General features: G+C 34.9%; 21 protein-coding genes. 4 read left to right on the forward strand and 17 right to left on the reverse strand.

What is annotated here, in order from left to right; genetic code table 11:
• Nucleotides 1-102: 102 nt before the first annotated feature.
• The 15 genes from EZJ43_RS04070 to EZJ43_RS04140 all read right to left on the reverse strand — a co-directional run bounded on the left by EZJ43_RS04070 (nt 103) and on the right by EZJ43_RS04140 (nt 17,505).
• Nucleotides 103-2,688: a phosphoenolpyruvate carboxylase gene (locus EZJ43_RS04070; protein ID WP_133261394.1), complete on the reverse strand. Its 2,586-nt coding sequence runs from the start codon at nt 2,686-2,688 to the stop codon at nt 103-105.
• A 260-nt stretch (nt 2,689-2,948) separates the two neighbouring features.
• The gene (locus EZJ43_RS04075) at nt 2,949-4,496 is read right to left on the reverse strand and encodes a DHA2 family efflux MFS transporter permease subunit (RefSeq protein WP_133261395.1); all 1,548 of its coding nucleotides are present in this window, start codon (nt 4,494-4,496) and stop codon (nt 2,949-2,951) included.
• Between the two features lie 10 nt (nt 4,497-4,506).
• The gene (locus tag EZJ43_RS04080; RefSeq protein WP_133261396.1) at nt 4,507-5,544 is read right to left on the reverse strand and encodes an HlyD family secretion protein; all 1,038 of its coding nucleotides are present in this window, start codon (nt 5,542-5,544) and stop codon (nt 4,507-4,509) included.
• An 8-nt stretch (nt 5,545-5,552) separates the two neighbouring features.
• Nucleotides 5,553-6,872 (reverse strand): TolC family protein, encoded by a 1,320-nt coding sequence (locus EZJ43_RS04085; RefSeq protein WP_133261397.1) that lies wholly within the window; start codon nt 6,870-6,872, stop codon nt 5,553-5,555.
• Complete coding sequence (locus EZJ43_RS04090) at nt 6,869-7,489, reverse strand: TetR/AcrR family transcriptional regulator (RefSeq protein ID WP_133261398.1); 621 nt, start codon at nt 7,487-7,489, stop codon at nt 6,869-6,871. Before EZJ43_RS04090 ends, EZJ43_RS04085 begins: the two co-directional genes overlap by 4 nt.
• Before the next feature lie 307 nt (nt 7,490-7,796).
• The gene (locus EZJ43_RS04095; RefSeq protein WP_133261399.1) at nt 7,797-8,036 is read right to left on the reverse strand and encodes a hypothetical protein; all 240 of its coding nucleotides are present in this window, start codon (nt 8,034-8,036) and stop codon (nt 7,797-7,799) included.
• Between the two features lie 10 nt (nt 8,037-8,046).
• The gene (locus EZJ43_RS04100; RefSeq protein WP_133261400.1) at nt 8,047-9,051 is read right to left on the reverse strand and encodes an SPFH domain-containing protein; all 1,005 of its coding nucleotides are present in this window, start codon (nt 9,049-9,051) and stop codon (nt 8,047-8,049) included.
• Nucleotides 9,052-9,056: 5 nt separating this feature from the next.
• Nucleotides 9,057-10,376 carry a hypothetical protein gene (locus EZJ43_RS04105; protein ID WP_133261401.1) on the reverse strand — a complete coding sequence of 440 codons (1,320 nt, stop codon included), beginning with the start codon at nt 10,374-10,376 and terminating at the stop codon, nt 9,057-9,059.
• A 189-nt stretch (nt 10,377-10,565) separates the two neighbouring features.
• A complete protein-coding gene (locus EZJ43_RS04110) occupies nt 10,566-11,918 on the reverse strand; it encodes a hypothetical protein (RefSeq protein WP_133261402.1) in 1,353 nt (450 codons plus the stop codon).
• A 212-nt stretch (nt 11,919-12,130) separates the two neighbouring features.
• Nucleotides 12,131-13,114, reverse strand: coding sequence for an NADP-dependent oxidoreductase (locus EZJ43_RS04115; RefSeq protein ID WP_133261403.1), 984 nt, complete (start codon nt 13,112-13,114; stop codon nt 12,131-12,133).
• Nucleotides 13,115-13,149: 35 nt separating this feature from the next.
• Nucleotides 13,150-13,683, reverse strand: a complete 534-nt coding sequence (locus EZJ43_RS04120; RefSeq protein WP_133261404.1) for an STM3941 family protein — start codon at nt 13,681-13,683, stop codon at nt 13,150-13,152.
• 69 nt (nt 13,684-13,752) lie between these two features.
• Entirely contained in the window at nt 13,753-14,328 is a 576-nt protein-coding gene (locus EZJ43_RS04125) for a hypothetical protein (protein WP_133261405.1), read from the reverse strand.
• A gap of 188 nt (nt 14,329-14,516) precedes the next feature.
• Nucleotides 14,517-15,389, reverse strand: a complete 873-nt coding sequence (locus tag EZJ43_RS04130; RefSeq protein ID WP_394343216.1) for an NAD(P)-dependent oxidoreductase — start codon at nt 15,387-15,389, stop codon at nt 14,517-14,519.
• A gap of 70 nt (nt 15,390-15,459) precedes the next feature.
• Nucleotides 15,460-16,689: a DUF2254 domain-containing protein gene (locus tag EZJ43_RS04135; protein WP_133261407.1), complete on the reverse strand. Its 1,230-nt coding sequence runs from the start codon at nt 16,687-16,689 to the stop codon at nt 15,460-15,462.
• A gap of 42 nt (nt 16,690-16,731) precedes the next feature.
• Nucleotides 16,732-17,505 (reverse strand): NYN domain-containing protein, encoded by a 774-nt coding sequence (locus EZJ43_RS04140; protein ID WP_133261408.1) that lies wholly within the window; start codon nt 17,503-17,505, stop codon nt 16,732-16,734.
• A gap of 236 nt (nt 17,506-17,741) precedes the next feature.
• On the opposite strand from EZJ43_RS04140, the gene EZJ43_RS04145 reads away from it, so the two are divergent.
• Together EZJ43_RS04145 and EZJ43_RS04150 are read left to right on the forward strand one after the other, a co-directional pair.
• Nucleotides 17,742-17,927: a hypothetical protein gene (locus tag EZJ43_RS04145; protein ID WP_133261409.1), complete on the forward strand. Its 186-nt coding sequence runs from the start codon at nt 17,742-17,744 to the stop codon at nt 17,925-17,927.
• A 42-nt stretch (nt 17,928-17,969) separates the two neighbouring features.
• Complete coding sequence (locus EZJ43_RS04150; protein WP_133261410.1) at nt 17,970-18,545, forward strand: DUF2911 domain-containing protein; 576 nt, start codon at nt 17,970-17,972, stop codon at nt 18,543-18,545.
• Nucleotides 18,546-18,659: 114 nt separating this feature from the next.
• Here EZJ43_RS04150 and EZJ43_RS04155 read toward each other — a convergent pair whose 3' ends face one another.
• Complete coding sequence (locus tag EZJ43_RS04155) at nt 18,660-19,733, reverse strand: TonB family protein (protein ID WP_133261411.1); 1,074 nt, start codon at nt 19,731-19,733, stop codon at nt 18,660-18,662.
• Nucleotides 19,726-20,304 (reverse strand): RNA polymerase sigma factor, encoded by a 579-nt coding sequence (locus EZJ43_RS04160; RefSeq protein WP_133261412.1) that lies wholly within the window; start codon nt 20,302-20,304, stop codon nt 19,726-19,728. Before EZJ43_RS04160 ends, EZJ43_RS04155 begins: the two co-directional genes overlap by 8 nt.
• An 835-nt stretch (nt 20,305-21,139) precedes the next feature.
• Here EZJ43_RS04160 and EZJ43_RS04165 point away from each other — a divergent pair.
• Both EZJ43_RS04165 and EZJ43_RS04170 read left to right on the forward strand, forming a co-directional pair.
• The gene (locus EZJ43_RS04165; RefSeq protein ID WP_133261413.1) at nt 21,140-22,075 is read left to right on the forward strand and encodes a TolB-like translocation protein; all 936 of its coding nucleotides are present in this window, start codon (nt 21,140-21,142) and stop codon (nt 22,073-22,075) included.
• A gap of 1,342 nt (nt 22,076-23,417) precedes the next feature.
• A complete protein-coding gene (locus EZJ43_RS04170; protein ID WP_133261414.1) occupies nt 23,418-24,638 on the forward strand; it encodes a DEAD/DEAH box helicase in 1,221 nt (406 codons plus the stop codon).
• Nucleotides 24,639-24,678: the final 40 nt, after the last annotated feature.

Genomic DNA, 24,678 nt, shown 5'->3' on the forward strand with positions numbered 1-24,678 from the left:
AATCGCAAAAAATATTAACCGAAAAATTTATTTAGAATACTAAAACACTCGCTACTCCCCTCCTAATTTAGGAGGGGCAGGGGTGGTTAAATACAAATACATTTAAGCTAAATTCCTACCAGCGTTCACAATTCCAAAAACGGTACGCACAGCTAATTTCTCTAAAGATTGGCGCTCCTTTTCTTCGTGATTATGTTGTAATTTCTCCAGTGCAAAATGCTGAATTAGCACCAATGGTAATATAATTTTCTCTCTTGTTGCTATTGATTTTTTATCCACCGGGTAATTAGCCATTAATGTTTCTTGACCCGACAATTTCAAAAGCATCTCTTTAGTAAGCTCAAACTCGTTGTAAAGTTGTTGCCAAAAAGCGCCAAATTCTTTATCCTCAGCCATGTAAGCCGTAATACTGAAATCAGATTTGCTCATGCTCATCATACAGTTATCCACAATTGTTTTAAGGTAATCAGATTCTGAATACACTTTTACAACTTTATCCCAATTACCCGCTTTTTCTTGGTTTTTTAACGAGGTACCCATACCATAATAACCAGGTATGTTTTGCTTTAATTGGCTCCACGAGGTAACAAAACTTATAGCACGTAAATCTTCTAACTTTAATTTGCCATCGCCATTCCTTTTTACAGGCCTACTGCTAATATTTATTTTAGATAGTAATTTTAGCGGTGATAATTTCTCCAAGTAAGGCACAAATAATTCATGTTCTCTCAACTCTAAAAACGCTTGATAGCTATCGTCAGCCATTGCATCTAAAATGGCTTTGTTATCGTCGTCTAATAAAACGTTGTGCAACTCTTTAATGCCTGATGAAATACCTGCATTGATTAATTGCTCAATATTAAACTCTGCACTTTCTATCGATCCATATTGCGAACTGATGGTTTGCCCCTGTACCGTTAACTGCATATTTTTATTTGCAATTTCTTTACCCATTGAAGCATAAAAGCGGTGTGTTTTACCTCCACCACGAGCAGGCGGACCACCACGGCCATCAAAAAATGCAAGTTGAATGTTGTGTTTTTTAGACACCGCTGTAAGTTCCGTTTTACCGTTAAAAATAGACCAATTCGCCATTAAATAACCACCATCTTTTGTACTGTCAGAATAGCCGAGCATGATATCTTGTTTGTTACCACGATTTTTTAAATGCGCCTTGTAGAAAGGATTATTGTACAAAATATCCATAATTTTACCCGCTTCTTTTAAATCGTTAACGGTTTCAAAAAGAGGGACAAAATCTATTGTAAGCGTATCTTTGCTCCATCCGTTCCATAAAAATAGCTCCATTAGTTGTAAAATGTCACTCGCCTGTTGGCAATTGCTTATAATAAATCGATGGCACGCTTTTTCTCCATTACGTTTTTGGATATCCTTAATTTCTTTTATAACGTTAATCGTATCATTGGTTAAATCATCTGCTTTGGTTGGATAAACAATTGTAGCCTCTTTAAAAGAAATGATAGCTAATTTTTCCTTTTCGCTTAATTCATCATAATTTACAGGATACAGAGAAGAAATGGGTTTGTTTTGGCGACAATACTCGTGCGCGTTTCTTAAAATACGGCTATCTTGTCTAATATCTAACGAAGCAAAATAATTTCCATAGAGATCAACCTTTCTAATTAAATCGTTTACCAAATCAACAAACAACCCTTCATGTTCCTTAAGCAGGGTTTCCTTAATTTCATTCAAATTTGTTTTTAAAAGTTCAGAAATATCTTCAACTTCCAAATTTTGATCGAAAGCATTTTTATACAACACATCTTGCAGAATCGAAATATTTTCTTCTACTCCTCTAAAAGTAATGCGGCGTTTTAACACTCTAAAATCGCGGTAGTAGCAACGGAAAAGAATTTCTCTTAACATTTTAGAAACGGCGAGCGTAGTTTCTACATGCACATTTGGATTTCCATCCCGATCGCCTCCTGGCCAAAAACCTAATTCTAATATCTTTTTAGATTCAAGATTGTATTCATCCAGATCGCGGTCTAACTCTTCTTGAATATTTGCCGCAGCAAAATAGAATACGTTTTCTAAAAACCAAGCTAAGTTTAAAGCTTCATCAACAGGTGTTGGCGATTTTTTATTAAAAAATGGTGTTTTACCGAGTTGTTGCAACAAAGAATTGATGATTGTGATGTCGTTTTCTTTGATTGCTTTCGTTAAATCGGTTATAATAGCCAATACACTACCCGGATAAAATTGAGTTGGGTGAGCGGTTAAAACCAATCGCAACGAAAGTTCTTCAATTAGTTTTTCAACTTTAGCTAAAGCGGGCTTATTATCGGCACTGTTTTTTAAAACAGATGATAAAGTGGCTTGTTCATCTGTGGTATTTAATTTATTGAAAGATGCATCTTCAACAGCATCGAAAAGTACCACTTGGCGCTCTATATATTGGATAAAGCGGAAAAGTAAATCAATAATATCATTAGGTTGATCGTAGCTGGTATATTTAGCAAAAAACTCCTCGATAATTTGTGCGGGTTTTTTGTGCTGTTTTATACCTTCTTCGCAACTTTTAAAAAATAAAGGCAACAATGTTCCCGTATCTTTTATTTTATAAAATGGAAGCGTTAAAAACAGACTGTTAAAGAGTTCAAAACGAGAGATGACTTCGTTATTAAAAATTGCTTCTCTTTGTGTGGTTAATCTTAATTTAGGCATAGCTTTGACAAAATATTTTGTATGGTAATACTACAAAAAATGCACAAACTATAAAAATTATAAGAGATTGAATTTGGGAAAATGCTGAAAAAAAATTAATTTTAAAATCTTATTTGGTTATTGTATTGCTATATAAGAACAAGTGCAATGTTTAAGGGCGTTGCATAGATTGTTAATTTTTTGGGCAAAAACAGCCGCCGTACATTTATACGTCGGCTGTTTGTATTTTTTACTCATTTTTAGCCATTTTATTGCCAAATTTAATGCGCATCTACCGGAATGTTTGCATTTTTCTTAAACTTTTGCAAATAAAGTAATGGAATTGAAAACAGCATAATCAATCCAGCGACCCAATATGCGTCGTCATAAGTGAGTAACATAGTTTGTCTCATCACAATACCTTCCATCGCTTTTAAAGCCATCATTTTCGCATCTATAAATGTTTGCCCTTTAGCCATAAATCCCTTTGTAATAATGGCCAATCGCTCTGTAAAAGCTGGGTTATATTCATTAATGTTAACCAACAAATTACTCCTGTGGAAACCTGCACGAATGTGGATTAAAGTGGTTAAAGCTGCAATACCAAAAGAACCCCCTAATTGGCGCATCATATTATTTAAACCCGATCCTTGGCCAATTTCTGCACCTTTTAAATCTTGTATTGCCAACGTAATTAGTGGCACAAATAAAAGTGCCATACCAATACCTCTTATTACCAATGGGAGGAAAAAATCTCCAGTTCCAGATTCTAGCGTAGAATTACTCAACATCCAACAGAATACAAAGAACAAAAACATACCAACCGTGGCCATTAACTGAGCAGGCACACCTTTTTTAAGCATAATACCTATAAACGGCATCATGATAATGGTACATAATCCGCCAGGAAATAACAATTCTCCTGTTTGCAAAGCAGAGAAGCCTAACAAGTTTTGGCAAAAAACCGGAAATATGAATACCGAACCGTACAAGCCGAACCCTAAAATAAATGAGGTAAACATCCCTATAGAGAAACTTTTATGCCTCATAATTTTAAAATTCACAATTGGGTGGTCGGTGCTCATTTCCCGCCATATAAAGAGTAAAAGACCAATTACCGATGCAACTGCAAGTGCAGTGATGTAAGGTGTAGCGAACCAATCTTCGCTTTCGCCTTTCTCTAGTAATGTTTGCAAACTACCTACTGCAATGGCAAGTAAACCAATTCCATACCAATCTATCGGTTGCCCTTTGCCAGTTTTAGGCGTGACTCGGACAAAGGTGTACGTACAATATGCTGCGAGAATACCGACGGGAATATTTACATAAAAAATCCACGGCCACGAGCTTACATCCAAAATATAGCCACCAATAGTTGGGCCAATTGTTGGGCCAACTACGGCTCCTAAACCAAATAAAGCAGTTGCAATACCAACATCCTCACGTGGCCACGTCTCAATTAAAATGGCTTGTGCAGTGGCTATTAAACCACCACCGGCCAATCCTTGCAAAATCCTAAATAAAATAAGTTCGTTTAACGAAGTTGCGTTACCACATAAAAAAGAAACAAAGGTGAAAACGATTATAGAGGTAAGGAAATAGTTTTTCCGGCCAAATCGGTTACCCAACCAGCCAGACATAGGTAATATAATAACATTTGCCACTGCATAACCTGTAGAAAGCCAAGCTACATCCTCTAAAGTTGCGCCTAAATTTCCTTGTATTTGTGGTATTGCTACGTTTACGATGGTGGTATCAATCAACTCCAATAAGGATGCTGTAATCACCGTAAAAGTTATAATCCACTTTTTTAAACCTACTTCGGGCATTTTTAATTTCTTAATTGATAGAAACTGAAGCCTTAACACTCATTCCTGGGCGTAATTTGGCTAACAATTCTTTAGATGGATGAATTTTTATTTTTACTGGGATACGTTGCACCACTTTTACAAAATTGCCGGTAGCATTATCGGGTGGCAATAAAGAACCTTTTGCTCCAGTAATGGGAGAAAAATTATAAACTTCTCCTTCAATTTTCTCATTAGGATAAGCATCTACCTCAACTTCTACTTTCGAGCCTTTCTTTATTTTCTCTAATTGGGTTTCTTTAAAGTTGGCTGTAACGTAAATGCTTCCATCATTAACAACCGAAAATAACGATTGCCCTGCTTGTATCAACTGGCCTTTTTGAACGTTCTTTTTGGATACGATACCCGATGCCGGTGCTTTTATTTCCGTGTAAGACAGTTGCAGTTTAGCATAATCAATATCGCTTTGGCGTTGATTAATTACGCTATTACTTACTGCTAATTGCGACTGCGATGCCCCAACCTGCTTTACCGTTGCCGTGTATTGATCTTGAGCAGCTTGGTATGCCGCCTGTGCCGATTCCTTTGCAGCTTTAGCCTGATCAAATGCCTGCTTTGTAATAGAACCATCTTTTACCAAGTTTGCAAACCGTGCATAATCTTTTTGAGTTAAGTTTAATTTTACTCTAGCCGCTTCTACATTTGCTTTTGCAGTGCTTGTATTTGCTTGGGTAGCAATTATTTGCGATTGTACCACGCCTACGCCTGCACTTGCACCTTTTTGGCCAGATTGTGCTTGCTCTAATTTAACCTTAAAATCGCTATCATCAAGCTTAACCAACACTTGCCCTTCGGCAACGTGCGTATTTTCTTCGAAATTTATAGATGCTACATAACCGCCAACACGCGCCACAACCGGACTTATATCACCGTCAATTTGTGCATCATCCGTATCAACGTGCTTACTATAGTAGCTCCATTCTTTGATACCAAAAACGATACCTATTAAAAGTAGCACACATAAAATTATAGGCACTACAATATTCTTTTTCTTCTTTTCAGTTGTCATTGTTATATTTATTGGATTATTTTACCTGTCGATTTTAATAAAGTGAAGTATGCTAAACCAGCATCTGCCTTTGATATTTCTAAATTTATTTTTGCTTGATAGAGTAGGGTTTCTGCGTCGATCCTATCGGTAACAGAGGCTACATTATTTTTATATTTTGAAGCCAATAACTTATCATTTTCCGTAGCCTGATCAATCGATGTTTCTAAAACTTTTATTTTACTTAGCGCTACTTGATAATTTTGATAATTCCTGTTGATGTCTGTTTTAACCTGATCGGTAAGGATATCTTTTTGAATACTGATGGAATTTTGTTGCACCTTAGCTTCACTAATTTTGTTCTTATTCGTCCAAAGGCTACCAATATTCCATGATACTGTTGCACCAATAGTAACTGGCAATAAATAAGAATTGCTAGGTGGGGTAAAACTTCCACTTGGGTTAATGTAATACAAATTTGCACCCACACCAACTGTTGGTAAAGTATTGGCTTTTATAGATTTAAGGTCGAAATCGGCCACTTTATTTTGCACATCCAATTGCTTAAGCTCTTGGCGGTTTGCCATAGCCAAATCGATGTAATTATAAAGCGTACCAACCGTTTTCAAATTCACATCCGGATCTGAAATATTCAACACGGTTGCATCGGGTAAACCCAATAAAATATCTAAGTTATAGTTGATGATTTTGATGTTGCTTTCAATTTCTAACTCAGTTAAAGAAACATTTGCCTGCTGTAATTGAAAACGCAACACATCATTTTTAGTTACAATGCCTTGCTCAAAAAAGCGTTGTGCTTGTTTAATCTGCGCCATAATTGACTCTTGATTTTGCGCAACAACTTTTTTACTCTGCATCATTTTGTACAAAGAATAGTAGGTACTAATAATGGCGTATGTTATTTCTTCTTTACTTTTATCTGCATCTAAACGCGCCACATCAGCAAGCAATTTTGTAGATTCTTTAGCATACTTTAACTTTCCGCCTCCGTAAACCAATTCTTGAACGGATGCAGTACCAACAAATGCATCAGCTCTGCGTGGTAAATTAATAGTACTGCTGCTATTGCCCAAACTAAATGTATTGGTGGGTATTTCGGCATGGTTGTACATAAAACTTGCATTCGCCTTTGGCAATACATTATCGTTTACCACTTCGAGCTTTGCTAAAGCCACATCAATTTTGTTTTGCGATAGTTTTAAGTTTTTACTGTTTGCTATTCCAAGTTCTATCGCTTGGTTAATGGTTAAATCCTTGTTGCTTTGTGCCATCAAAACACTTGGAAGGATTAAAACCAAAAGCACTAATTTTATTAATCTGGAGATCATTTTTTAGTTGTTAAATAAACGGTTGTAAGGTCTTTTAGGTAGGTGATTGTTCGTTCCCTAATTATTTTTTTATCTTTTGGATTGTCCAAATCCATGTTTGAAGTATTCATAATTTTATTCGGCGCACTAACCACGTTTGTTATCGTGCCCATTATTGTACCAATTAGCATTCTAACATCTACTTTGTTAAAACTACCATCATCAATACCGCCAGAAATTATATTTTCGATCATTTGCATATTGTGCCCCATTGCATCTTTAATCTTATCGTAAATTTGTGGCCTTTGTGATAAAGAAAGCTCTCTATGCATCATTTTATGAAAAGAAGGATTATTAAAAATTCTTGTTGCATAACCCTCAATAACTAAATGTAATTTTTCCAAGCATGTGATCTTATCCTCATTTATTATTTTCAAGTGCGCACTAAAGTTTTCGATACGTTCGTTCATAATTTCGATAAATACACCTTCTTTCGAACCGAAATAATAATTAATCATAGCCATATTTGCGCCAGACTCCTTTGCGATTTGGCGTGTAGATGTACCCTCATAACCCATTTCACAAAAAAGCTTATTAGCAGCCTCAAGTATCGCTAGCTTTTTATCTATCTTTTCCATTTCAAATAATTTATGGCGTAAAATTAATCAATCGTTTGATTAACTTCCAAATTTTTAGATATATCTTTTACAATTGGCTGATAAAAAATTTAATTAATTGTTGGTGTGATAGCTGTAAACACTAATTGCTACGACTATAAACCGTTTTGAAAATTGTGCTTTACCCCATGAATATGGAATTATATAGCACAACTGGAGATATTAATTTAAAAGAAGTTAACAACAGATAGGTTTAATTTTATCTGTGGTTAACTTTTATCCTTTATAAAAATTTGTTAGTTTATTGGTGTGGTGCAAGATCTCAATATTAAAGCTTTGGTTTTGCACGGCCTTCTCCGCTCATATCGTAACCTTTTTCTTCGTTATTAAAAAAGAAAAAGTAGGCAATAATTAACACAGTTAAGCTTACGCCAACAATTAATAAGGTATAAATACTTCGGAATAAATCAGCTCTGTTTAGTAAAGTGATGCCCCAAATATGCAGTACAAGTAAAGTTGCTCCGGCTAATAAAAGTAAAATGATCAGTATGCCTAGTAATTTTTTCATGTTTATAGGATTATAGTTTTTCTAGCCAGCCTTTTTTCTTTTCATCAAATTCTGCTTGGGTAATAATATCTTCATTCAATAAAAGTTTTAGCTTTTGTAGTTGAACAACAGGATCGGTATTTGGATCGTTATTAATAATCTGCACTTTTTGGTCATTAAAAGTTTTCCCCAATTCCATACCAACACCCAACTGTAAGCCAGCTCCCGCAAGTCCGCCTTCGTTTCTAGCTGCATCTCTTAAAGCTTTTAATTTTTCCAATTCAACATAATTTAAGCCACCTTCTTTTGCTGCTAAAGCATCAGCAGTAATATCGGCAATTTTATTTATGCGTTCTTTCGTATCGGCATCGAAAATGGTTCCGTTAAGTTTAAAATCGGTAAGTTCGAACCCTAAATTTTGCAATTCTACATTTAGCTGTTCCTTCAAACCCATTGATAAAGTTCCAAGTTGCGAATCTATAGTTTGGTAAGATATAGATGAAGTTGCTAAATAGGTTGACATCGTTTGTGGAAACCTATTCTGTATTACTTGTTTCGCCTCGGCTGTTGTGTAAAAATCTTTAGCGCCTACAATTTCTTGAAATAAATGTGTGGCAGATGAAATTTTGAATGAGAAATTTCCATTTGCGCCAAGCTCTACCGGGAATTTATAAATGGGATCGACATACTTAATTGCCTGAGAGGTACCCCAATTTTGATTGACACTTTCTGCTGTTCGGTAGAAATAAATCTTTAATTTATGCTCACTTTCAAACGCAGTACGCAATTTTGTTAAGGTAGTTATGAAAGAATGGTTATCGGTTTCGAGGTTATAAATTCCTGGCGTATCGATTACATCGCTAACTTTTCCTTCGTATAAAATGATGGCGCCTTGTCCTGGTGCAACAATGAGTTTACTTGCATTTTTTATCTCATCATTATCTGATCGGAACTTATAAACCAGTAAGTCAGCGCTTTGATCTTTCCATTCAATTACCTGAGAAAGCTGATTTTTAAAAAAGTTAATGATGCCCATATCTTTTAATTTAGTTTTAATTGTTTTATAAGTTTACCCTTCGAGTCCAGATTGTAAAATTCATTATAGCTAGAAACTACAAAGCCGTCTTTATATCTTATCCCATCTTTTAAATATTTATTTTCACTTAACGGAGTGGTAAATATAATTGCGCCTGTATTTGCGTTTAAACATTGGATAGACGTTGGTGGCTTCTCTGCTGCTGTGGTATTAAACGAAATAAGCAGTACTTCATTATCAAAGTACAAAATTTTAGGTTTGAAAAATAAACGCTCAGGCCTCATTATAGTGTAAGAAATAACTCTGCCCGATTCCTTGGCAAAAGACGTTAAGAAAACTACCTTGTTATTTTCGGCGGAGGTGTATTTACCTCCATAATTATTTCTCCATTCAAAGGTGGCATCATCTTTCGGTCCGCCAACATAAGTTTTGTATATATATTTTACCAAATGGGTTTTATCATTTTTAACTTCACGGCCTACCCTAGAGAAAGTAAATGCAGTTTTTTCTTGCGCACCCGGTAAGAGTGTAATCATATCATGACCAGCATCGTAAGCTTCATCTTTTGTATATACTTTATCAACTTGGGGATAATAGAATAGGTTGTTACCATCATTTGTAATGGTGTTAAAGCCATCGCCATAATTATCGTAAACAAACTCTATACTTGCTATGCCTGCACTAAATTGTGGCGCATTTTTAAACAAGTTAACGGTTTGATCACTTACGGAATAATTTGTTCTGTCAAATTTAAAAACTTTGGTTTTATTCATTATAAAATAAATGTCGCCATTGATGAATGACCTAACTTGAAAATCATTTGATGAGGCATCTGAGATACCTTGTAATTCTGTGCTCTTTAAAATCTTTTCTGTTGCTACATCATAAACCTCGGCAAAGAATTTGTCTTTATTTTCTTTGTTAGCCGACCCATAAAAAGATTTCTTCCCGACTATCAAAATCATCGGCTTGCCGGCTCCACTAACAAAAGCAAGTTTTTCACTGCGGTTCCACCTAACTTCTCCTAATGTGGAAGAATTAGTACTTCTTGGCGAACTATTGCAGGTTGCCAGTTTAATCACGAAGAAAAGGAATATAATTAAACTAATTAGTATTGCGTAAATAACTTTTTTAGGCGTGTTGGATGTATTAAAAGGCGCTGGAATATTTTGCGCTTGATTATAATTGTGGTTGATATTAACATCATCGTTATCAAGATAATATTCGGTATTGCAATTATTGCACCTAAAAAAATCGGGCTTTACCTCGGTTTTTTCAGTACTGCCACATTTTGGGCACTGTATAACTTTTATATTTTTAGCCATATTTAATTCAAAGTTCTGCTGAATATTCGCTTTAAGCCAAATTTAAGCAATATAAAGCAAGCAACTCAGTAATCTTGTTTGTTAAACACTGTGTTAGAGCATTTGTTCACTCCTAGTTTAATTACCAATCGAACGCTAATACGTTAGAAAGAAAATGTGGCATTAATTGCCAAAACTGGTATTTTATCGTTACTTTATTTTAAACTCATTTATAATTTTACCTGTCGAACTTAGGTTATAAAAACCACTATTGTTGTCGATTACAAAACCCGTTTTATAACGAATTGCATTTTTTAGATAGCTATTTTCACTTAAAGGTGTTGTAAAAATAATTGCGCCACTTTGTGCATTTAAACACTGTATAGAAGTTGCCGCTTTTTCGCCAGCAGTTGCATTAAATGAAATTAATACCACTTCATTATCTGAAAACAAAATTTTCGGATTAAAATACAAGCGGTCGGGCGTAAAGTTGGCGAATGAAATTATTCTGCCTGAAGTTTTGGAGTAAGGCAGTATAAAAACTTTTCTATACGGACTTGCGTCTGTAAATATTCCCGATCCACCGTAATCTTTTCTCCATCCAAATCGCACATCATCTTTAGGACCACCTCCGTTATCTTTATAATAATATTTTACTAACTGAATTTTTTCATTTTCATAGTCATTATCAACCGTAGAAAAGGCAAAACTCAATTTATCTTTTGCACCCGGCAAAAGAGAATTAAAACCTTGACTGGCCGTGTAAAATGCATCTTTTTTATAAACTTTGTTAACTATTGGATAGTAATATAGGTTGTTTCCGTCGTTGGTAAGTATATTAAAGCCATCTCCATAATTATCGTAAACGAACTCTACACTGGCCAAACCTGCGCTAAATTCTGAAGCATTTTTGAATAAACTCGTGGTTACATCGCTAACCGCGTACGTTGTTTTATCGAAACTAAAAACCTTATTTTTATTAACGATGAAATAAATTTGTCCGTTGCTAAACGTTCTGATTTTGTAATCATCGATAGAATTTTTAGTTATACCATCAAGTTTAGTGCTTTTTACAGCTTCATTATCGGCTACATCGTAAGCATCAGCAAAATATACATCTTTAACATCTTCTTTATGAAAATCTTTTTCTCCAACAACTAAAACCATCGGCTTACCCGATGCATTAACGAAACTTAGTTTTTCACTGCGATCCCAAGTAATTTCTGGTTCGCTATTGTCTGCAGAAGAGGTATTTCCACGCTCACTTGTAGAATATCTTTGCGGCGTGCTGCGATTACAAGTAGTAAGTTTTATTAAAAAGAAAAAGAACAAAATTACACCAATAATTACGGCATAAATAATTTGTTTTGATGAATATGGTACATTAAATGGTGCACCGTTTTGACCATGGTTATAATTTACATTGTGGTTGATGTTAACGTCATTATCATCTAAGAAATATTCAGTATTACAATTATCGCATCTATAAAAATCGGGCTTTACCTCTGTTTTTTGCGTGCTGCCACATTTTGGGCATTGTATAACTTTAATTTCTTTAGCCATGCTTAATTTAAAATATTGTAATTCAAAACTTGTTTAAAAAAAATTCATGAGAAATAAATCCTCTTATTGTACTTTAAACAAGAAATGCTGGTTCTTTTATCAATGTATTTAAAATGGGCTTCGTAAATATTTATCCTCATTAAATACAGCAATCTATTTAATTCCTTTTAGTGGTTTTAAACAGATTGCTATAAATGTACATTAAAATTTTATTATTTAATTTTGATAACCAACTTACCTTTTGCTCTGCCAGAAGCTAAATGTGTAAACGCTTCAACACCATCATTTAAAGGATAAATTTTTTCGATAACTGGTTTAATTTTTCCGTCTTCAACCAAAGTTTTAATTTCATTTAGATCTTTCCCGTCCGGGTGCATCCAAATATATTTATACGATGCTTTTTTCTTTTCAATCGCCTTAACTAAATCTTCTGGCATTTTATAGTCGCTAATACCAAAAGCGTGTGCGGTTTCTTCATCCATTGGGCCAATAATACTCACCACTTTTCCACCCTCTTTTAATACTTCAAAAGCATCAACAGAATACTCTTTTCCTAAGGTATCAAAAACAATATCAGCATCTTTTACAATGGTTTTGTAATCTTCCTTTTTGTAATCAATTACCCGATCTGCGCCTAATTCTTTAACCCATTCTACATTTTCGGTACTGGTGGTGGTGTACACGTAAGCACCTTTGGCTTTAGCATATTGCACAGCTAAACTGCCTACACCGCCAGAACCAGCGTGAATAAGTACAACATCGCCCGCTTTAATGCCTGCATTATTTAACGATTGAAATGCGGTTAAGCCTGCCAATGGCAAACTCGCAGCTTCTTCGAAAGAAATATTTTCTGGCTTCTGCGCAACAGCTTTAGCATCAACCGCCACATATTCTGCAATCGTTCCCATCTGTTCTTGAGGTACTCTTGCATAAACGCTATCGCCTATTTCAAAATGATGTACGTCGCCTCCTTTTTCTACCACAGTCCCGCTAACATCATAAGCAAGGGTTACAGGTAGTGAGAGTGGGATCATTCCTTTTAAATGACCTAAAACCAACGCCTTATCTATTGGGTTAATAGCCGCTGCATTAATTTCGATTAGTACATCGCCCTCGCCGAATTTGGGCTTATCAACCTCGTTAAATGCCAAACTATCTTTAATTTCTCCATATTTTGTTAACTGTAAAGCTTTCATTTCTATCGTTTTTTTATATTGATTTAAAATTTTGATTATATCGTCCTAATTTGCTCAATACCTAAGCTGCCGTACTTTTGTAAATAATCTCGCAATAGTTTATCCAATTCCTCGAAACTGATTTTTAACTCGGTACTATTTATAAAGAAACCGTGGTTGGCCATTTCAATTTTCGACTTTTGAAATATATATTGATCTGGATTTTTTAGTTTTAAATAAATCTGTTTTGTGCTGTATTGCACAGACGTATTTATCGATTCAACATCTTTCAAATTCACTACGCCAATCGTTTTTCCTGCTAGCGTGCCGTTGAATTTTATAGTTTTATCAGTTAATTTTAAGCCTACTTGATCAGTACTAAAAATGCTCTTTACTAGAACAAATATTCCATATATACTCCCTAAAATTAATAAAGCAAACATGGCTAAATAGTAAATTTTTACTCGTTCTGCATTAAGAATTATGACTAACATAATGGTGCTAAAAGCAATAATCGCAATGGGCAACAGAAGTATTTTCTTTCTTTTTGCAACGTCATATTCGATAATTATGTCATTTGTATCCATCATAGGTTTTATCAATATTAAATTAATACGCTGCTGCTTGCGCCTTAATTATGGCAGATAAGTTTGTTGATTTTATTTTTCTTTTACTTTTAAAAGTTCGTTATACATATTGTTTAAAAAAGTTTGTTGTGCTGCATTATCTTTAAAATATCTCTGGTAAAGTACACTACAACTTTCCACATCTGCAATGTTTGCTTTATTAAACGACCAATCATTAGTGTTTTTTAGCAGTATTCCCATGTCGCTATCACAACTCTCCCAGAGCCGGGAAAATCTAGTTTTATTTTCATCAGGTAGCTTTTTAAAATTTGCATTAACCGAAACTCCATGCATTTCAGAATTAAAAAATTTCGAGATTGATGTTACAGGAACTCCACCCCAATTTAATGGTGCATTGGCAGGAAAATTAATGGACTTAAGTTTCTTTTCGCTCATTGCTTTATCCTGTTCACCTGTTTTAAAATAATCTTCGTTGTATGTAAGTGTTGTTCCGGTGGGCACGAGAATATTCTTAACTAACAAAGGTTGTTTTACTACGAACCATGGATAGTTTGGGCTAGAATTACTACCAGTAGGATTCATATTGCCAAGACATCCTGATAAAAACAATGTAAAAATCGAAAAAGGAAAAATTTTAGAAATTTTCATTGCTATTGTTTTGATTTAATCACTAAATTCTTTAATAGTTTGCCTACTCTATCATTCCAAAAAAGACAAACTATTATTTTCAGTGAGTTTTGGTTTTTGTAAATTGTTTAAAGCTCGGAAGACGAGCTTTTAAGCAATTTCAGTAATTTGCGTTCATTCTTAAAGGTTGTATTAAAACGAAATTTGAGTTACTTTGTTTTTTCTAAGTACTTAAAAATGGCCGAAAAGTCTAATCTTCCCATTCCATCTTTGTTGGCTTCTGCAAAAATCTCTTTAGTTAGATTTGCAATGTATAATGGTTGATTAACTTCATAAGCCGTAATTGCAGCAAGGTGTAAATCTTTGTGCATCCACTCTAACGGAAATTGAACATCATAATTATCATTCTTTATTGATGCTGCTTTAACTTTCGTAAAAGGCGCAGATACGGGAAGGTTCGGAAGTAAATCGAGTAAAAAATCTTTCGATATGCCCATTTTATCGCCCAATAATACCGCCTCGGCAAAAATTAACATCGATTGCGCTAACATCATATTCACCAACATTTTTAAAGATGCGCCTTTACCGGTATCGCCAACATGTAAAATTTCTTTACCCATCATGTTCATATAAGGCGTTGCTTCTTTAACCACACCTGCATCGCCACCAACAAAAAATATTAGTTCGGCGTTTTTTGCTGGTATTTTTGAGCCTGAAACAGGTGCATCTAAAAATCTAATTTGATACAATGCTGCCTCTTTGGCGGCCTGTAAACTAAATGATGGGTTAACGGTGGAACAATCGGCCCAAATTGCATTCTTCTTCATCAAACTTAATGTTTTCTCTTGTCCAAAAAACACTTCCTCAACCGCTTTTGGTGTAGAAAGCATGCTAAAAACAATATCTGCATCCTTAACTGCGTCTTCGAGCGAATCGGCAATTGTTACGTTTGTATTTTTAAATGGAAGATTTTCAATCGCTGTTCTGTTGTAAACGGTTAAATTAACATTGTTTTTGGCCAAATTGGAAGCCATTTCGGTGCCCATGATGCCCAATCCTATAAATGTGATTTTCATTTTGATTAATTTTTGGTGATTTTACTTGTTTTACAGCATTATTGTTAAAATAGTTAAATTGCATTTAGTTTAATTCCTATTCAACTTTAACAGATTCAACTTTATCCACAAAGGAATTAAATAGATCAGTATATCGGTTTTTGCAATCAACCAATTTAAGTTGCTTAATTATATTTAAAAGTTCCGCTCGGATATATTGGTCGTTTTTTCCATAATTCCATATTGGATAGAAGCATTTTTCAAACAGTTCGGTAAAGCAAGAAGTTGGTTTATATATTCTCGCCACCTCCGCTTCATCTACTATAATTTTGGGGAGATTTTGGTAAATCCGGAATGAAAATAAACTAGAAAGTGCATGTAGGGAAATTACTGCCGTTCCAGGATCGTTTATTCCAGGGCTTAAGGCTTTGATGGCTATTTCGGCCAACTGATTGAAACCATAATCCGCATTTATATCAATGGGTTGTCCGCCATAAAAGTCAATTGTTGATAGCACAACTTCCACAAAATCGTTATCAAATTTTTCGTTACTGTAAATTCTGAAAAATGGTGTGCCTTTAATAAGAAACGAAGATTGTTTGTGCAAAAAGGTAATATAAAAATTCTTATCAGATGCTGTTTTTAAAAGTTTATGCGTATTCATGCCTTGAAAATAATTTGATTCGGGCGCGTTTACTTCAATAAAATCTAAATGATCCCAATTGCTTTTCTCATCAGTTTCTTCAGCAAATCTTTTATGCATCGTTTCTAAGGTCTGTTTTTTAACCCGATTGATAACCGTTTCATATTTAACGGTTTGCGTTACGTAATCAAGAAAATATATAAAAAGAAAAATATCGATTATGGTTAAAAGAATAAGGAGGTAAATACTTAGGGCGGGAATGTAAACACCGCTATCAATATCTCTTATGGTTGATAATAAAAACAGCGCATACACAATTGTACCAATATAAAAACCCAATACAAGTTGCTGGAAACGATTTTCGATCATGCTGGTGAGCACCCTATTACTCATTTGCGAAGCAGCTTGATTGAGCACAATCATCACCATCGAGAAACTGAAAACGGTAAGGGAAATAATCGCGCCAGCAACGGTAGAAATAATTGATCGGGCAGTGCTTGCATCTTTTAAGCTCAACCAGCTCATGCCTGATTTTATCTGTTTGCCCCAACTGGAAAAATCCAGTTCTAACATGCACCAAGAAAGAATTAAAAACCCAACCGCTATTAAAGCTGGATAAAAAGCAATGCTGTTCGTAATTTTATTATAGGTAATTCTAAGCCACTTTGTTAAATTTGTCTTCATTTTAAAAAAACTGATTTTTTATGAAAGTAGCGATTTATACCTCTACTTTCTCTTTACTAATGGATGATTTAAATCGCCTACTTTATTTCTAATTACTTCAAAGCCTGCAATGTTTTCGAATAGTTTTGATAACGAAGAATAACCATAAGTTCGTGCATCAAAGCTGGGGTCAATTTTTCTAATATTTCCGCCAACATTTGAGATATAGGCCGTGTCGTTTTCATTGGTAGAAATTTCGAAGGCTTTAGAAATTGTTTCCTCATCACTTGCTGATAGCACAACAGCATTTACTTTAAGGTTTTTCTCTGCGGGCTTTTTCTTCTCAACAGATTTCACATTGCTTTTTTCAATTTTCGCTGGTTTGGTATCGATAATTTTTACGGTAATATTCTCGGTATAGGTAAATATATCGCACGATTTCACAAAAGCCTCGGGCGTTTTCTTCTCGCCAATACCCATTACAAACAAACCTTCTTCGCGTATTCTTTTAGCTAAGCCGGTATAATCACTATCGCTAGAAACGATACAAAACCCTTCAACATTTTTGCTGTGCAAAATATCCATGGCATCAATAATCAATGCGCCATCTGTAGAGTTTTTACCTGTGGTATATGAAAATTTTTGTATTGGATTTATGGAATGTTGGTTAATTAAAGCTTTCCAAGAATTCATTGTTTGTGATGTCCAATCGCCATAAATTCTTCTAATGGTTGCTTTACCATATTTTGAAACTTCTTCTATCGTTTCTTTTAGAAGTTTAGATTGCGCATTGTCTCCATCAATTAAAATGGCAATGTTAAATTTTTTATCACTCATTGTTGGTTTTTTTGGTGCGGTTTAGTTTTATTGTTTAAAGCAAAGTTAAAATGTTGTGTTGCTTTTAGGTTAAAAACTTAAACTATTTTAAATGCAATAATTATGTTTTTATGGGCAAATGATAACTTTAAAAAATCCTGATACTGGGCTCAACCAAAAAATTACCTTAAATACATTCAAACGCAAACTAAAATTTAAAATAAATATTAACTTTGTGCACAAATAATTAAAATACAATGAATACTCAAGAAAACATCAACAATAATTTCAATTGGTTATATTACCTGCTAGGTTTAATTTCTGGTGTTGTTACGGCAATTGTAATTACTGGAAGTTATATTTTTGCTTTATTAGGTGCTGTTTTAGGCTTACTTACGGCGGGCTTATTTTTAAATGCACTTGTAAAGGGCAAAAAAAGCTAACAATAAGTTATCGCTATAGTTACTTTTAATTATTATATATTGATGAGAAGTTTATTAGTTCTTATTTTTGCTTCATGCTGTTTTTTTGCTCAGGCCCAGGTTAATACTTCTTCAGCCGATCAAATAAAATTTCCTATTGCCGATTTTAGTCCGGCGGATATCGTTTATTTTCCATTAAACACACCAAAAGCGAAGCCTGCAGAAAATGTACAGCCTGTAATGAAGGTTGTTTATTCTCGACCTCAAAAAAAAGGAAGAGAAATTTTTGGCATTTTAGAGCAATTTGGCAAAGTTTGGAGGTTGGGTGCTAACGAAAACACCGAAATAAAATTTTATAGTAAGGTTAAAATTGGTGATAAAAAGATTAAAGCTGGAACTTATAGCCTTTTTGCCATTCCGAATAAAGAAAGTTGGATAATCATTTTAAATAAAAATATTGATAGATGGGGTGCTTTTACTTACGATGAATCGAAAGATGTGCTTCGTGTAGAAGTTCCGGTTCAAAACTTGAGTAAGCCGTTGGAATATTTATCTATCACTTTTAAAGAGGTAAAGAATGGTGCAAACATGATAATCGGGTGGGATAAAACAGTTGTAGAATTACCAATTGTATTTTAATAAAATTGTTTTTTTACATATAGATATTGAGGGTTTCAGCTTGCTGAAGCCCTTTTTTTTGTAAATATGGAGGCACCAATTTTTTTAAAAAAGCACTCAGCTCAAAACAAATCTTTAAAACTTAACTTCTAAATCAACACTATTTGTTCCCTTTGCAGGCATTAACCAATCTGGGCCAGTTTGAATAAGTCTAATCGCTTCTGCATCTGCCTCTTTACTTAAGCTTTTTGTTACTTTAATGTTTTCTGGTCGGCCGTTTTTATTAACGTTAAAGCTTAGCAAAACCTTTCCTTGCACACCGGTTTTGTTTGCAAGTTTATTGTTTAAACTTAAATATTTATCATAATCGGCAACTGCCGGAATAGGTTTTGTTGATGTTGTCGTTTTTCCATTTAAAACAGATGCGCTTTTCGCCGAAACTTGTGCAGCATTCTCAATTTGTTTCTTTTTAGCCAGTTGAACATTTGCCGCCACCACCTCGCTCATTACGCGATCTTTACCTGCGTTTAAGTTAATTTTATTAGAATCTACCGCCGTTACGTAGTTGCCATCTGCTCGCGAAAGTTTGGCCTGTTCCACTCTCGCTACGGAAGCAACACGTTCACTTTTAACCGCTACAATTTCTTCGTTTATTACGGGTGCGGTTGGCTGGCTAACAATTGCATTTGGAGCTTTAACTTTCTTATTGTTTACCGCCAGCTTATCTTTTTTCGAATCTTCAATCGCTTTATCAATTAAAGCATTTTTTTCTGAAGCGATTGTTTTGGAGTCTGCATTTTTTAGTTCGGGCTTATTTGCAGCTAAAGCATTATTCGAATCTAAATTAACAATTACGCATTTCGATTTTCTTTGTGCAGTTTCTACATTTTTACGGTTGTTTTCTCTCATGAAAAACAAAATACTCACACTTAAAAAAATAACGGTAGCTGCAGCTGCAATACTCATTCGTTGTGTTGTAATGCCCCAAAGTTTTCGTTTTACTGGTTTTTGTGCAATCCTATCGTGCAGTTTCTTCTGTAGAATAGAAAAATTTTGTTTTCGTTTTGGCGATTGCCTTAGTCCTTCCAACGCATCGGCAATAAAAGGATCTTCTAGCGCCTGCTTTTCAACAAAGTGCATCGCTTTCCCATCAAGTTTACCATCAAGGTAATCTTCTAAAACATCTATATCTAACCAATCTTTATTCACTGCTATTTTTCTCCATGCAAATTTTCAAATTCCGTTTCCCATTCTGTATATAGCTCTTAACCTTAAGCACTTCATAACCAGTAATATCCGAAACCTCTTTATAACATTTCTCCTGCAAATAAAATAAATCTACACTTTTTCGTTGCTCTTCTGATAAGGTTTCCATGCACTTTTCCATAGCGGTAAGTTGCGTTTCTTTTGTATTGTCTATATCAAGATGCACAAACTCCCTGTTTTCCACAAAAGCATCATCTAGCGAAATGTTATTTTGTTTAGACGATTTTCTCAGTGCCATTAAACAATGGTTGCGCGTTAAAACATGCAACCAACTTTTAAAATTCTGCACTTCATAAATCTTCAATTTTGTAACTAATTCTTCAAAAATCTGCATTACAGCGTCTTTGCTCTGCTCTTCATCTTTAAAATAATTAAAGCAAACCCCATAAACCAAATGCATATATTTATTGTACAACGTGCCCAATGCATCAAGTTCTCCCGAATTTTTATATTCGGCAATCAGTTGCGCATCTTCTTGCTGTTGGTTTCCAGCTGTATTTTTTATAAATTTCAAAAACTTGGGTGGCTTTAGCTAATTTTTTTCAAGTATAAAAAATATTTCTCAGTGATTGGTTAAAAGTAAATAATAGATTGGCGTTAAGGTTAGTTATTTCGAAGTGGTGTAATACTCATCGCTGGTCAGGATTTTTAATCCTGACCCCTCGAACTAAAGATTTAAAATCCTCGATTTATAACTTTATTTTGCTAACTGCCAAGAATGCTGTGTGGTCTAGCATCCTAATGACTATCGATGGCCTATCGCTGGTCAGGATTTGTAATCCTGACCCCTCAAACTGAGGATTTAAAATCCTCGATTTATAACTTTATTTTGCTAACTGCCAAGAATGCTGTGTGGAATAGCATCCTAATGCCTATCGCTGGCCTATCGCTGGTCAGGATTTGTAATCCTGATCCCTCGAACTAAAGATTTAAAATCCTCGATTTATCGATTTAATTTGCTTACTGTCAAGAACGCTGTGTGGTCTAGCATCCTAATGCCTATCGATGGCCTATCGCTGGTCAGGATTTGTAATCCAGACCCCTCAAACTGAGGATTTAAAACGCTCGATTTATAACTTTATTTTGCTAACTGCCAAGAATGCTGTGTGGTCTAGCGTCCTAATGCCTATCGATGGCCTATCGCTGGTCAGGATTTGTAATCCTGACCCCTCAAACTGAGGATTTAAAATCCTCGATTTATAACTTTATTTTGCAAATTGTACCAAAGCATCTCTTCTAACCTTCGTCGTTACCATTCAGCACAAATTCACAAAGTTTGTACTAAGTAAAATAATAAGCTTTAATTAGCTTATGGGTAGCTAAAACAAAAACTATTTGTAAAATTGCACATGACTAAATTTAATGTTTTTTTGGCCTCGGGAATTATTCCATGCCTAGCTTTTTTAATGGCATGTAATTCGAACACAAAACCTGAAGAAAAACCGATTGTTGCCACAGACAGTGTTTCAATTATCAATAAAAAATTTGGTTTAGCATTCCAAAATGGCGATAAAATCGTGGCTTCAAGTATTGATACTTTAAAGCAGATTTCGTTTGGTGGAGCCACCGATCCTGCAATTTCGCCTGATGGAAAGAAAATGGCCTACACTGTTATCGATTCTGCAAAACATAGAACTATTTGGGTTGCCGACTTGGAAAATAAGAGTCAATTACAATTGAAAGTTAACAGCGATAATTATTACCAAGCAATGTGGTCGCCGAGGGGCGATAAAATTGCGTTCAATATTTTTACACCTGCAAATGTTTGGAAAATTGGTTTAATAAATGCAGATAATACAGGCTTTATTATTTTAAGCAATACAACAAAAATAAATGCTTATTCTCCAACATGGAAAAGTGAAAGCGAGATTTTGGCGCATGATTTAAGCAACCTTTATACATTCGATAGCTCAGGAAAAATCATCAAGACAGAATCAATTGCGAAGCTGATCGGTGCAGACTATTTAATCTCTAGCAGTAACCGTTTTTTTTACACCAGAGATGGTAAGAAATTGGTTTTTAATGCTGGAACTAATGAAAAGATAGACGGTTTAGAAGGTCCAATGGAAGCCGTTTATATTTTAGATTTAACCACTAAAAAAATTGAAAAGATTAGTCCAAATGGGATGAACGTAACTTATATTTTCTTAACTGCTGATGACCGTATTTTTTACAGCGGTGGCGAAAAACCTTTTACAAAGCGTATGATCTATATTTCGGACTTAGCTGGGAAGATTAAGAAAATAGTTGACCACGGTGATAACCCAAGTGGCGCTTTACAATAAGCTTAATAAGAATGGTGATTTTCTAATGTTTTATGGAGGATTAAAAATCCTCAGCTCAATAAGTCAGGAAAACATTTCCTGACTAGCGAACATTAAAACGCTCATTGCGGTGCCGAAAAACCTTTTACAAAGCGTATGATTTATGTTTCGGACTTAGCTGGCAAGATTAACAAAATAGTTGACCACGGTGATAACCCAAGTGGCACTTTACAATAAGCTTAATAAGAATGGTGATTTTCTAATGTTTTATGGAGGATTAAAAATCCTCAGCTCAATAAGTCAGGAAAACATTTCCTGACTAACGAACATTAAAACGCTCATTGCGGTGCCGAAAAACCTTTTACAAAGCGTATCATTTATATTTCGGACTTAGCTGGGAAGATTAACAAAATAGTTGACCACGGTGACAACCCAAGTGGCGCTTTACAATAAGCTTAATAAGAAGGGTAATTTTCTAATGTTTTATGGAGGATTAAAAATCCTCAGCTCAAGAAGTCAGGAAAACATTTCCTGAATAGCGAGCATTAAAACGCTCATTGAGGTGCCGAAAAACCTTTTACAAAGCGTATGATTTATGTTTCGGACTTAGCTGGAAAGATTAAGAAAATAGTTGACCACGGTGATAACCCAAGTGGCGCTTTACAATAACCTTAATAAGAATGGTGATTTTCTAATGTTTTATGGAGGATTAAAAATCCTCAGCCCAATAAGTCAGGAAAACATTTCCTGACTAGCGAACATTAAAACGCTCATTGCGGCGCCGAAAAACCTTTTACAAAGCGTATGATTTATGTTTCTGACTTAGCTGGAAAGATTAAGAAAATAGTTGACCACGGTGATAACCCAAGTGGCGCTTTACAAAAAGCTTAATAAAAGGGGTGATTTTCTAATGTTTTATGGAGGATTAAAAATCCTCAGCTCAATAAGTCAGGAAAACATTTCCTGACCAGCGAACATTAAGACTTTCTGCAAAGCAGAGAGATTGTTCCAAAATTACTCCTACGAAGCTTCGTCGGCTAAGTTTTTAAAACACGTCGTGAACAAAGTGCACTCTAGAATTTTAAAAGTTTCGGACCTGATAAGCTAGGGGAGTTTTTTTTGCCAGCTTCGGTATATTCTACACTTTGCAAACCCTATTTTTTGCACGGATTTAATTAATCTAAACCCGATTTAGCGAGATGCCGATTTTTCTTCGGCAGAAGCGAGAGCGGGGCTGCTTTTTCGAAAGTGTGCCGGAACTTGTTTTTCTAACATTTTTTATTCCTCAAAGTACTAATCAATCCTGCTGTTTGTAATTCGCTTTATTTTAAGGTACTTTTGCGTAATAATTAAATACAACAGATTGAATTTTACCGACTTTAACTTTAACCCAGATTTATACGAAGGCCTAATGGCTATGGGGTATAAAAGCGCTACTCCAATACAAGAACAAGCTATACCTGTAATTTTGGATAACCACGACCTTATTGCCTGCGCCCAAACGGGTACAGGTAAAACTGCTAGTTATCTTTTACCTGTTATGGATAAAATTATGCGCGCGAAAGAAAGGCACAACAATACTTTAATTTTAGCCCCAACTCGCGAACTTGCTCAACAAATTGATTTGCAGGTTGAAGCACTTGCATATTTTACAAATATTAGTTCGTTAGCTGTTTATGGCGGAGGCGACGGGATTGCTTATGAACAGCAAAAACGCTCGATGCGTGATGGTGTTGATGTTATTATTGCTACTCCAGGTCGTTTAATGGCACATTTATCATCTGGAGTTTTAAAATTAGAACATTTGCAACACCTAATTTTAGATGAAGCAGATAGGATGTTGGATATGGGTTTTTATGATGATATTATCCGCATTATAAGTTATTTGCCAGCTAATAGACAAACGCTTTTATTCTCGGCTACAATGGCACCGAAAATAAGAAATATGGCGGCAAAAATTTTGCAGAATCCACAGCAAATTACCATTTCTATAGCTAAACCAGCTGAGGGAATTGATCAACAAGCTTATTTAATTCACGATCAACAGAAGCAAGCTTTATTAACCGAAATATTTAAAAGCGGGCAATATAAAAGCAGTATTATCTTCGTTTCTACAAAGGATAAAGTTAAAGCGTTGTATAAAACCTTTAAAAGTTTGGGATTAAAAGCAGAGGCTTTCCATTCAGATTTAGAACAAAAAGAACGGGAAGACATTCTGCTGGCATTTAAAAACCGTAGGTTACCAATTTTAATTGGAACGGATGTTTTATCGCGTGGTATTGATGTAGAGGGAATTGATTTAGTTGTAAATTACGATGTACCCGGCGACCCCGCAGATTATGTACATAGAATTGGCAGAACGGCACGTGCAGAAACCAAAGGAACTGCAATTACGCTTGTGAACGGCAGAGATAAGCGGAAGTTTGATAATATAGAAAAACTGATTGAAAAAGAAGTGCCAAAAATGCCTTTATCAGCTGCGATTGCCGCAATGGAAATTAAGCATGTAGAAGAGAAAAGACCTCATCAAAATAACGGTAAGAAAAAGGTTTGGCATAAAAAGAAACCTAAACCTACAACATAAAAAAAAGGCTGAGATTTTAAATCTTGGCCTTTTTTTATGA

Origin of the sequence: Pedobacter changchengzhani (assembly GCF_004354365.1) — a bacterium.
GTDB classification, from domain to species: Bacteria; Bacteroidota; Bacteroidia; order Sphingobacteriales; family Sphingobacteriaceae; genus Pedobacter; species Pedobacter changchengzhani.